This is a genomic window from Prevotella sp. PTAC (genome assembly GCF_013166535.1).
In the GTDB taxonomy this organism is placed as follows: domain Bacteria; phylum Bacteroidota; class Bacteroidia; order Bacteroidales; family Bacteroidaceae; genus Prevotella.
The window spans coordinates 152,328-164,900 of sequence record NZ_JABKKK010000007.1; the positions used below are offsets into that span (position 1 = coordinate 152,328).

A 12,573-nucleotide genomic window follows, 5' to 3' on the forward strand; every position below is an offset into this window, starting at 1 on the left:
GCACCCAACAAACTAAATATATTTATTTTCTTAATGTTATTTCACTCAATTCTTTGCGATAGAAAAGAAGCAACAACACAACTCCGACACTTATACTTGCATCTGCGAAATTAAATATCGGGCTGAAAAATATAAACTCACTTCCTCCATATACCGGAATCCACTCGGGCCATGTGGTGACAATCAACGGGAAGTAAAACATATCAACGACCTTTCCCATTAGAAAAGGCGCGTAACCTGTACCGAAAGGAACGACAAAAGATGTATAGTACTCAGACGACGCATTAAATATCAGACCATAAAACATACAATCAATCACATTACCGACGGCACCGGCGATGACCAATGCCAAACAAGCTATATAACCGAACTTAGCTCTTCTTATCGTTTGAAGATATAAATAATAAACACCAACACTTATAGCGACAATACGAAATAAGGATAATAGTAATTTACTTCCGATTTCCATGCCATATGCCATGCCGTTATTCTCTATAAAACAAATCTTAAACCATGAAGTAACTGAAATCACCTCATGAAGAGTCATGTTGGTCTTTACCCAAATCTTTATTATCTGATCTATCAAAAGAATGGCTATAACGATAAGCATAGCCATTCTTCCTCTTGTAAATACGTCTTTTATACTCATTTCTTTCTGTTCTGTTTCGACTCCACGCTTAATGTCGCATGAGGCACCGCACGTAGGCGCTCTTTCGGAATTAACTTACCGGTTATTCTATCTATACCATAAGTCTTATTCTTTATACGCATCAATGCCGCCTCTAATCCGGCTATAAACTTCTGTTGTCGACTTGCAAGCTGGATGATCTCCTCTTTGCTTTGAGCAGCACTTCCCTCTTCAAGGATCTTATATGTCGGCGACGTATCATCAACATCATTACCATCCTGATTCATAAGCACTTTCATCATCTGCTCATAATCACGCTTGGCCAATGCCAATTTCTCATTTATGATATTGCGGAACTCTTCAAGTTCCTCATCACTATAATGTGTTTTTTCTGTCATAATAAAAAGGTTTTTAGATTAATACTATTTCTGTTTAAACTTTCTCTATCTTTATATTCACCTTTATCGTGTCAAACTCAAACTCCTGTCCGTCATTATCAACCACATCGATGGAATCGGCCAAAACCTGTGTCTTTATGTATTCGCAGTACTCATTGACAGCCTGACAGATACCATCACGAGGTGAAACAGAAATCCTGATACGGTCAGTGATTTCCAAACCAGATTCCTTACGTACATTCTGTATACGGTTTATCAATTCGCGGGCAACGCCTTCATTGAGCAACTCATCTGTCAGTTTTACTTCAAGAGCAACCGTAAGATTTCCCTCATTGCTTACCAACCATCCAGGAATATCCTCGCTGATTATTTCCACATCGGAGAGTTCCACTGTCACATCCTGTCCTTCCACAATCACACCGATAAGCCCATTATTCTCCAATATGCCGATCTCTTCCTGAGTGAGAGCGTCCATACATGCAGCCACGCCCTTCATCAACTTTCCGAACTTCTTGCCCATTGTCCTGAAGTTGCACTTCACTTTCTTAACCAGAATGCCAGAGCCTTCGGCAAATTTCAATTCTTTTACATTTACCTCATTCATTATCAGTTCTTTAACGGCATCAACGCAAGCTTTTTGTCGGTCGTCTATTGCAGGTACCATTATCATCTGTAACGGTTGACGCACCTTTATATTAACCTTGCGGCGAAGTGCAAGCACCATAGAGGTTATCTTTTGAGCAATACCCATCCGCTCTTCAAGACTTTCGTCTATCAGATTATCGTCAGCTTCTGGGAACGCGGCCAAATGCACAGAACAAACATTATCGCGTCCTGTCGCCTTGGTCAAGTCAAGATACAAGCGATCAGCATAGAAAGGAGAGAACGGAGCCAATAATTTGGCTACAGTTTCAAGACAAACGTACAAAGTCTGATAAGCAGACAATTTGTCGGCACTCATCTCCTTGCCCCAAAAGCGTTTACGGTTCAAGCGTACATACCAATTGGACAAATCGTCATTCACAAACGATTCTATCAGTCGACCTGCACGTGTCGGGTCATAACCACCCAATTCATGGTCCACACCCTTTATCAGAGAATGAAGCACCGAAAGAATCCAGCGGTCAATCTCCGGACGCTCGTTTACCGGTACTTCCGGTTGGGAATAGTCAAATCCGTCAACATTTGCATATAGGCTGAAGAAAGAATATGTATTATATAATGTGCCGAAGAATTTACGACGTACTTCATCTACTCCCTCCGGATCAAACTTCAAGTTATCCCAAGGCTCAGAGTTTGTCATCATGTAAAAACGTACCGGATCTGCCCCATACTTATCCATCATTTCAAACGGATCTGTAACATTGCCGACATGCTTGCTCATCTTATTGCCTTTGGCATCGAGCACGAGACCTGTCGATATCACATTCTTGAACGCCACACTGTCAAACACCATAGTTGCTATCGCATGCAATGTGAAGAACCAACCACGAGTCTGATCCACGCCTTCATTAATAAAATCAGCGGGGAACGCCAATCGTTTGTCTATCAGTTCTTTATTCTCGAATGGATAATGTATCTGCGCATATGGCATTGCACCGGAGTCAAACCAAACATCAATGAGGTCGGTCTCACGCTTCATCGGCTTTCCGCTCTCGCTCACCAAAACAATGTTATCTACATAAGGACGATGAAGGTCTATCTTGTCGTAGTTCCCGGCCGAGTAATCTCCGGGTATAAAACCATTCTCTTTAAGAGGATTGGACTTCATAAATCCGACTGCTACGGATTTATCTATTTCATCGGACAATTCCCGCAAACTGCCGATACACTTCTCTCCACCATCCTCGTCGCGCCAAATGGGAAGTGGCGTACCCCAAAATCTTGAACGTGAAAGGTTCCAGTCGTTAAGATTTTCCAGCCAGTTGCCGAAACGTCCCGTTCCCGTAGACTCCGGTTGCCAGTTTATGGTCTTGTTCAACTCGGCCATACGCTCTTTCTTTGCCGTAGAACGGATGAACCAACTGTCGAGCGGATAATAAAGAACAGGCTTGTCCGTACGCCAGCAATGAGGATAGTTGTGCGTTTGCTTCTCTATCCTGAAAGCCGTTCCGGCCTGCTTCATCTCCATACATATTACAATATTGAGGTCTTCCGCCTTATTCGCCGCTTTCTCATCGTATTTCCCATTTACTGTAAATTCAGCCTTATATGCGTTTTTAACATAGTCACCGGCATGATGTCCGTATGCTACTCCGTCAACACATACACTTACAAAATTGTTGTCAAGTTCTTCCGTAATATAGTATTTTCCTTCAAGATCAACCATCGGACGTGTCTCGCCTTTCTTATTAATAAGGAACAACGCTGGTATTTCAGCATCGTTAGCCACCTTGGCGTCATCCGCTCCAAATGTTGGGGCTATATGTACGATACCCGTACCGTCTTCTGTCGTCACATAGTCTCCCGGAATTACACGGAACGCTTTTTCGCCCATTTCAACGAAAATATCCTTGCCGTTTTCACAGGTGAAAATCTTTTCTGGGTGCTGCTCGGCATAAGTATTCACGTAAGCGGGAGCATTCGCCCCTGTCTTTTGACACGGCTTAACCCAAGGCATCAACTGATTGTAGCCTATTCCTACGAGTTCCGAGCCAATATATGACCCAACTATTCTGTATGGAATTACTTTGTCACCATGCTTATAATCTTCCATCGGCACATCTTTGCCTTCCGGCTTGAAATATGCCGACACTCTTGCCTCAGCCATTACAATCGTCACAGGCTCATCATTATATGGATTGTATGTCTGTACTGCCACATAGTTGATCTTCGGGCCCACACATAGGGCTGTATTTGATGGAAGAGTCCATGGTGTGGTGGTCCATGCGGCGAAATATGGAGTTCCCCACCCTGTCCATTCGGCCTTGGGTTTTGTTATCTTGAATAAAGCCGTGACCGTGGTATCTTTCACGTCACGATAACATCCTGGCTGGTTCAACTCGTGCGAACTGAGTCCGGTTCCGGCAGCGGGAGAATAAGGCTGGATAGTATATCCTTTATAGAGCAAACCCTTCTGGTAAAGCTGTTTCAAAAGCCACCACAGTGTCTCGATGTATTTATTGTCATAAGTGATATAAGGATTGTCCAGGTCTACGAAATAGCCCATTTCCTCTGTCAGCTTACGCCATTCGGCTGTAAATTTCATTACATTCTCACGGCACTTTTTATTATAATCTTCTACCGAGATGTACTTGGCCGACTCCTTGTTGTCTATATCGGCTTTTGTTATACCCAATTCTTTCTCTACCCCAAGTTCCACCGGCAATCCATGAGTATCCCACCCGGCCTTGCGGTGTACCTGATAACCTTTCATGGTCTTATATCTGTTGAAAGTATCTTTAATTGAACGTGCCAGGACATGGTGAATACCAGGATGTCCGTTAGCAGAGGGAGGCCCTTCGAAAAACACGAACTGCGGACATCCTTCACGTTCGTCTATAGACTTATGAAAAACATCATTATCGTTCCATGCCTTCAACACTTCATTATTAACCTGAGTAAGATTCAATCCGTTATACTCGGTGAATTTTTTAGCCATACTTATATTGTTATTTATTATACATTGTTATATAAGCCGCAAAGATAGTGCTTTTTTTTAAGCGAACAAAATAAATAAATATTTTTAATAAATAAGATAAAGGTATGGCATGTTATATCGGATTTACATGCACTTTGACTATTTCTGATTTATCATTTTCATTTTTTATGCCAAAAATAAGATTCTGCATTTTTTGAATTAAAGAAACGTTGCGAATGACTTACATCATAATATTGTAAATAACAAATAACATGGTTACAGAGTCTATAAAAACCATTGAAAGCAAACAATGAAAATATCATACAAAACAGCTTCCACAATTCGAGTATTTAAAAATAAAAAACTTCTGGTCGAAAAAATTCAAGTATTTCATGTGCAAATGTAACAACCAATAAATCACCAACATAAATCATAATAAATCTATTTTGTGCAAAAACATTTTGAGTTTTCAGTAATACAATTCCGCAATGAGGTACTTGTTACGTTGCATTTAGTATCCCATTGCGAGCTAACGAGCATCCCGTCATCTTGCAATAAGATGCCCAATGCGTCCTAACAAGCGGCTTAATGCAAACGAAAAAGAATATTTATTCAAATAACCATATAAAAACAGATAGCAAAGAGGCATTTAACAGACTATTATTTTTCTATTTCACAAAAAATAAAAGGTACTTTTTTATGATACTATTTTTACATATTTACATACAAATCATAGAATATCATCATACATACGCTGTATAATACGAATCAGTTCAAAGAAATATTGAAACAACTTCTTAAAGAGAATGTTCATAGAAGCTCATTTACCAACATCATAAAACTCAAAAACGCGCCACTCACCAATTATTTATATAATATTTTTCGTACTTTTGCATGCAAAACAATACCAGATATAAATGATAAAAAGAACGATATTCGCTATAATGACACTTTTTTTAGCTACACACGCAATGGCTGGCAACAAAAAAATAAATATCAGAATAATAGAGACAAGTGATGTACACGGATGCTTTTTCCCTTACGATTTCATTGAGAGAAAGCCCAAAATCGGCAGTCTCGCAAGAGTAAGCACATATGTGAATAAGTTGCGTAAGAGCTATGGAGACAATGTCATATTGCTTGACAATGGAGATATTTTGCAAGGACAGCCTGTGTGTTATTACTCAAATTACATTGCCGACAAAGAACCGAACATAGCCGCCGAGGTGGTAAACTACATGAAATATGACGCTCAGGCATTCGGAAATCATGATGTGGAAACCGGACATAACGTGTACGACAAATGGATAAATGAGACTAAATGCCCTGTAATTGCAGCCAATATTATCAACATCGAAACCGGCAAGCCGTATGTACAGCCATATACTATAATAAACAAGGAAGGCATAAAGATTGCCATATTGGGCATGCTTACCCCCGCAATACCTAATTGGCTAAGTCCCGACCTATGGAGCGGAATGACATTTGAGAGTATAAAGAAATCTGCCGCATTCTGGATTGACTACCTGAAAAAAAATGAAAACCCCGATGTAATAGTGGGGCTCTTCCACAGCGGATGGGATGGCGGAATAAAAACGGCCGACTATATGGAAGACGAGACAAGCGAAGTAGCAAGAACAATTCCCGGTTTTGACATCATATTTTTCGGACACGACCATACAGAAAAGAACGAGACTATAACAAACAATTACGGTGAAAAAGTATTGTGTCTCGATCCGTCGTGCAACGCCATGATGGTGGCTGACGCTGAATTGGAAATAGAGATGTGCGGAAGCGAAATCATAAGCAAAAAAATAACCGGCAAAATACAAGATATACGCAACGAGGGTATAGACGAAGATTTCATTTACAGATTTGAAGAAAGTATCAGCAAAATAAACAGTTATGTAAATCGCAAGATAGCAGATATAACTTCAACAATAAGTATGAGAGACTGTTTCTTCGGCAATGCTCCCTTCACGGATTTGGTACACAACATACAGTTAAAACAGACCGGTGCCGATATATCGTTCTGTGCCCCACTGTCTTTTGACATTCAGATACCTGAGGGGCCTGTGTTTGTAAGCGATATGTTCAAAATCTGCCGGTTTGAAAACCAAGTATACGTACTGAACATGACCGGCGAGGAGATACGTAAATATCTTGAAATGAGTTATGGGTTATGGGCAAATACGATGAAAACTCCTGATGACCATATAATGCTGCTTGATGATGCAAATCAAGACGACATGCAACGAAGAGGATTCAAGAACTTCACTTTCAACTTTGACAGTGCTGCCGGCATAGACTATGAGGTTGATGTGACACGCCCCGAAGGAAATAGGATAAACATTATTAGGATGAGCAACGGAAAGCCATTCGACAAAAACGCATGGTATAAGGTCGTGATGAACAGTTACAGAGGAAGCGGAGGCGGAGAGCTACTGACAAAGGGTGCCGGAATACCCAAAGACTCATTGGCAGGAAGAACGGTATATCAGAGTGAAAAAGACCAGAGATATTATATAATGAAAGAAATAGAGGATACCGGCATTGTAACGCCGACAGCTAACAGAAACTGGAAATTTGTGCCTGAAAAATGGACTATACAGGCAATAAAAAGAGACAGACAAATTATTTTCGGGAAATAAGTACTATCATGAAGAAGCATTACTTTGTATTCCACAAAGACTATATCCTGCTGGAAAAGCATGAAGACGGTTCTTTCAACATACCATACTCTGAAGTTCCACCAACAACAATTACGAATAGAGCGGACATTATGACCGTCACAGCAGCTGACGGAGAGGAAGTATTGACGTACAGCGTAGACATTCCCATTGCTGACAACTCTGGACTTGAACTATGCGGACTGAGAGAGAGTTACTACAAACTGCCATACAGTCAATACCTGAAAGCCGGAAAATGCAAAGAATTATTGTATTGGGATCACAACTCTAAATTTTGCGGCGCATGTGGCGGACTTATGCAAAAAAGCACAGACATCAGCAAGAAATGCGGTAAGTGCGGGAAAGAAGTCTGGCCCCAGTTGGCCACCGCTGTCATCGTTTTGATTAGTAAAGGCAACGATATATTGCTTGTACACGCAAAGAATTTCCGTGGTAATTTCTATGGGTTGGTGGCAGGCTTTGTTGAGACGGGTGAGACACTTGAACAAGCCGTATCGCGCGAGGTTCTCGAAGAAACCGGACTAAAAATTAAAAATATCAAATACTTCGGAAGTCAACCTTGGCCATACCCTTGCGGACTGATGATTGGTTTCACGGCAGACTATCAAGAGGGAGAAATAAGCCTGCAACAATCCGAACTTACGTCTGGTTCATGGTTTGATGCGGCAAACCTCCCCACCATACCGGAAAAACTGTCTATCGCCCGAATGTTAATCGACGACTGGCTGAAAAAGCAAAAGAATAAAAACTAATACTCTATCAACTCCATCGACATTTTACCATCAAAGGATATTCTTGTATCAAGCAAATAACAACTGGCACCATCAGGCACACAGATAATGGTATTAAAGTGAAATCCTTTCGAGTCTACCGAATCAAACTCTATATTGCTCAATATTGCCTGTGAGAGGAAACCGTCAGGAACGAACCTTGAATACATTCGCTTGTTGAAATCACGAGAATATAACTTTTTAGTACCATTAAAGACACTGATGTGAATGATATTATCATAATAAACGCTCTCCACCTTCACCCCATCGTCATTGTAGGAATACTTTATCACCTTATACGTTGTAGGATTTACGGCTATATAACAATGATAGCGTACGCTGTTATACACCACAACCGTATCTTTCTTCAAATCGTGTGTAACGATTGGCAATTGAGGCTTTTCTATTTTAAAGGCTTTTTCTTTATCCGGTTCCATGCTTTTCACCAGTTTCAGAACATCACCATTATGATTTTTCAACAAAAACAAGTTCTTTGTCAATTTCAAAATCGGATATTTGGTTATGTCACGACCGATACATAATGTATCCGCACTGACACGGAAAAATGTCGGCTGACTTGTGGTATCAGGATAAAAGATAGTATCCTTTTCTATCTTAAAAACAGGGGCTTCGGTTTCGAAGTCGACCCAAATTCCTTGTAAATTTGCTTTGGCTTCTTTGTCTTCCGTTATAAAACCAACCTGTGATTGTTTTTCATTTTGTCCACACCCGCAAACAAAAACAACAATGAGGAATAAAAGAAAAAGCCACTTGTTCATTCTATAAGTATTATCTGTATATATCATTTGCCAATACAATGATACTCGAAACCGTTCTCTTTAAGCTCCTCGCTATCAAATATATTACGCCCGTCTATCACCAGAGGATATTTCATGGCTTTCTTTATGACCATCCATGTAGGCAAACGAAATTCTTTCCATTCAGTAAGCAGAAGCAAAGCATCTGCATCAAGCACCGCATCATATTTGTCACGACAATAAGTAACCTTATCACCGATGCGCCGTTTGCACTCATCCATGGCTACCGGGTCATAGACCCGGACTGTGCAACCGGCTGAAAGCAAATGTTCTATCATGACAAGAGCTGTACTTTCCCGCATGTCATCCGTTTCCGGCTTGAAAGACAAACCCCACAAAGCAATCGTCTTACCTTGTAAGCCGACTTCCTTATATACATTTTTCAATTTGTCAAACAACACTGCTTTCTGCTTTTCATTGACTCGTTCAACGGCTTTAAGGACTTCCATAGAATATCCTTTCTTGTCAGCTGTCTTTATCAAAGCCTTGACATCTTTTGGAAAACAAGAACCGCCATAGCCGCATCCGGCATACAAGAACTTCCTGCCTATACGTGTATCAGCCCCTATTCCCGCTCTTACCATATTGACATCCGCACCGACCAACTCACACAAATTAGCAATATCGTTCATAAAGGAGATGCGGGTAGCCAACATCGAGTTTGCGGCATATTTAGTCATTTCGGCCGAAGGAATATCCATAAATATGACACGGAAGTTGTTTATAAGGAATGGTTTATATAATTTAGTCAGGACTTTCTTTGCCTGTTCACTCTCGACTCCAACAACAACACGATCGGGAGACATGAAATCACTTACGGCATTACCTTCCTTTAAAAACTCAGGGTTACTTGCCACATCAAATTTCACGTCTACCCCACGCTTATCCAGCTCATCCTGGATTGTCGCACGCACTTTGGCCGCAGTTCCGACAGGAACCGTACTCTTGGTTACCACCACGAGATATTTAGTCAAATTCTTGCCAATGGTGCTCGCTACCTCCAACACATATTTGAGATCTGCACTACCGTCTTCATCCGGTGGGGTGCCAACAGCCGAGAAAACAATCTCCTGATCATTCAGTACAGAAGCTAAATCGGTCGTAAACCTCAATCTCCCGGCCTTTACGTTTTTCACAACCAACTCATCCAGCCCCGGCTCATAAATAGGTATTTCGCCTCTTTTAAGACGCTCGATTTTATTTAAATCGACATCTACACATGTGACATTCGCCCCTGTATCAGCAAAACACGTTCCGGATACAAGACCAACATAGCCGGTACCTATTATAGCTATATTCATTTTTCAGATATTAATACTCAATCAAACAAAACCGCATCTTTAAGCAATTGCGCTTTGAGATCCTTGTCGCTCATCACAACATTATTTTCCTCAATCGGCCACTTAATTCCAAGCGCAGGATCATTATACAATATACTCGCCTCGCTCTGTGGCGAATAAACATTGTCCACCTTATAGGTAAACACCGCTTCATCGCTCATTACAAGAAACCCATGAGCAAAACCACGCGGTATAAAAAACTGTCGCTTGTTCTCTTCACTAAGTTCAACCATCACATGTTGCCCGAAAGTAGGACTGCTTTTACGCAGGTCGACCGCAACGTCAAGTACTTTCCCTTTTATGACACGGACCAATTTGGCCTGAGAAAATTCTCCTTTTTGATAATGCAGACCGCGCAATACACCATAACTTGATTTTGACTCATTGTCTTGTATGAAATCGACATGACCTATATTGCTTTCAAAGTCAGCTTTTTTCCAAGCCTCGAAAAAATATCCACGTGCGTCATTAAAGACTTTCGGCTCTATAATATAAACACCTTCTATACTTGTTTTTTTGTATTCCATAAGATAATAAAGATTTATATTTCCGTTGTGCAAATGTAATAAATAAATTCCGTTTAGATATTGTTTTGCCAATTTAATTCTACATTAACTTGCTTTTATTTGCAAATATCCGCGAAAAGACTTAATTTTGCAGCCATGATTGAATTGGAAAGACATATTGAGATTCTTTTACTTGGTAATGACTGTGTAATAGTCCCCGGATTAGGAGGCTTTATGGCACATCACTCAGAGGCGCGTTATGACGACAACGAACATTTATACCTGCCGCCATTGCGCACAATAGGATTCAATCCACAACTTAAATTAAATGATTCTTTACTTGCCCAGTCATATATTGAGGCATACGATATAAGTTATCCGGAGGCAATACGAAGGATAGAAGAAGAAGTACATGAGTTGAAACAACATCTTCGGAACGACGGTAAATACGAGCTGAACGATATTGGGATATTATACATCAACGAAGAAAACAAGTATAATTTCGAGCCATGTGAATGCGGAATACTATCGCCGGATTTATACGGTTTGGATTCTGTTGAAATAAAAAAAATATCAAAAGATGAAATGACTTCATCCATAGCCGATATTGACAAGGAGGTCATTATATCCGAGAATACCGAAATTGAGGATGACAACCTTTCAGACGATAAAACAATAAGAATCAAGGTCGCATGGATTAGAAACGCTGTTGCTGTAGCCGCGTCACTCATTGCATTCTTATTCATCACGACTCCTATCTCAAACAGTAACAACAGCTATATCACCGGAAATATCAATAATGGAATAATATCCAATATCAATCCGACATCCGGTAGTGAAAAAATGCACAAAATAACTCCAAAAGAGATTAAGGCAGCTGTTTCACAAAAAGATACTATCACAGGCATTAAACCGGATGCAAATCACAATATATCCACAAAAGATCAAGATACTGGAGCATACTGCATTGTTTTGGCGAGTAGAACGACAGAAAGAAATGCTAATATGTATATTCAGGAATTACATAAAAACGGGTATAAAGACGCACATATATACATCAACAACAATATCGTAAGGGTCGTATATGGCCATTACAATAATGAGTCCGAAGCGTATTCCGCATTGCGTTCTGCACATAATAATGAATATTTTGAACAAGCTTGGGTATATAAAAAGAAATGAAAAGAGTAAGATGCCCGAAATGTGATAACTATATCACATTTGATGAAACAAAATACGAATCAGGCCAATCACTGTTGTTTGAATGTCCTGAATGTGGAAAACAGTTTAGAATAAGAATTGGAGTATCTAAATTGCGAGCAACTCAAAAGGAAGAAAATCCCGATGAGAATGCAAATGAAAACGGCTTTGGTTCTATTGTTGTGATAGAAAACGTCTTCCATTATAAGCAAGTCATCCCATTACAATATGGAGATAATGTCATAGGACGCTATATGAAAGGTAGCAAAACAAATACTCCTATCGAGACCAACGATCCAAGTATAGATATAACACATTGTATAATAAATGTCTGTCGCGACAAAAAAGGTAAATTGAGATATATTTTACGTGACGGTCCTAGCTATACCGGAACATTCGTTGATAATGAAATTTTAGGCGATAAAGAACGTAGGGTTATCAGCGACGGCTCTCTTTTCACGATTGGAGCTACAAGTATAATACTACGGGAAGCCCAAACCAAAGATACAGATAGTATTTAGATTTTTTGTTCAAACACTTTCATTATCGTCGTTTGATATGTGATAATGAGTAACCCATATTTGCCTTGCATCTAAAAATCAGGCTCAAATTCTGTATCAATAAATTTATTGATACAGAATTT

10 protein-coding genes are annotated in these 12,573 nt (G+C 40.1%); 4 read left to right on the forward strand and 6 right to left on the reverse strand.

Features of this window, described 5'->3' with window-relative positions:
• Positions 1–22: 22 nt before the first annotated feature.
• The 3 genes from HPS53_RS07175 to ileS are packed head-to-tail and all read right to left on the reverse strand — an operon-like array spanning position 23 to position 4,627.
• Complete coding sequence (locus tag HPS53_RS07175) at positions 23–649, reverse strand: lipoprotein signal peptidase (protein WP_233210249.1); 627 nt, start codon at positions 647–649, stop codon at positions 23–25.
• Positions 646–1,026, reverse strand: a complete 381-nt coding sequence (locus HPS53_RS07180; RefSeq protein WP_104369943.1) for a molecular chaperone DnaK — start codon at positions 1,024–1,026, stop codon at positions 646–648. The genes HPS53_RS07175 and HPS53_RS07180 overlap by 4 nt, the downstream gene beginning before the upstream one ends.
• Before the next feature lie 34 nt (positions 1,027–1,060).
• Positions 1,061–4,627, reverse strand: coding sequence for an isoleucine--tRNA ligase (gene ileS / locus HPS53_RS07185; RefSeq protein ID WP_172205358.1), 3,567 nt, complete (start codon positions 4,625–4,627; stop codon positions 1,061–1,063).
• Positions 4,628–5,523: 896 nt separating this feature from the next.
• Here ileS and HPS53_RS07190 point away from each other — a divergent pair.
• Complete coding sequence (locus HPS53_RS07190; RefSeq protein ID WP_253942841.1) at positions 5,524–7,257, forward strand: bifunctional UDP-sugar hydrolase/5'-nucleotidase; 1,734 nt, start codon at positions 5,524–5,526, stop codon at positions 7,255–7,257.
• Between the two features lie 8 nt (positions 7,258–7,265).
• Entirely contained in the window at positions 7,266–8,048 is a 783-nt protein-coding gene (nudC, locus tag HPS53_RS07195) for an NAD(+) diphosphatase (protein ID WP_104368303.1), read from the forward strand.
• Here nudC and HPS53_RS07200 read toward each other — a convergent pair.
• From HPS53_RS07200 to rfbC, 3 genes are all read right to left on the reverse strand, one after another.
• Entirely contained in the window at positions 8,045–8,545 is a 501-nt protein-coding gene (locus HPS53_RS07200) for a DUF4738 domain-containing protein (RefSeq protein WP_216651899.1), read from the reverse strand. The genes nudC and HPS53_RS07200 overlap by 4 nt on opposite strands.
• 323 nt (positions 8,546–8,868) lie before the next feature.
• Complete coding sequence (locus HPS53_RS07205) at positions 8,869–10,185, reverse strand: UDP-glucose/GDP-mannose dehydrogenase family protein (RefSeq protein ID WP_104368305.1); 1,317 nt, start codon at positions 10,183–10,185, stop codon at positions 8,869–8,871.
• Between the two features lie 17 nt (positions 10,186–10,202).
• Positions 10,203–10,751: a dTDP-4-dehydrorhamnose 3,5-epimerase gene (gene rfbC, locus HPS53_RS07210; RefSeq protein WP_104368306.1), complete on the reverse strand. Its 549-nt coding sequence runs from the start codon at positions 10,749–10,751 to the stop codon at positions 10,203–10,205.
• 135 nt (positions 10,752–10,886) lie between these two features.
• On the opposite strand from rfbC, the gene HPS53_RS07215 reads away from it, so the two are divergent.
• Together HPS53_RS07215 and HPS53_RS07220 are read left to right on the forward strand one after the other, a co-directional pair.
• Positions 10,887–11,912, forward strand: a complete 1,026-nt coding sequence (locus tag HPS53_RS07215; protein WP_172205364.1) for an SPOR domain-containing protein — start codon at positions 10,887–10,889, stop codon at positions 11,910–11,912.
• A complete protein-coding gene (locus tag HPS53_RS07220; protein WP_104368308.1) occupies positions 11,909–12,451 on the forward strand; it encodes an FHA domain-containing protein in 543 nt (180 codons plus the stop codon). The genes HPS53_RS07215 and HPS53_RS07220 overlap by 4 nt, the downstream gene beginning before the upstream one ends.
• Positions 12,452–12,573 lie beyond the last annotated feature (122 nt).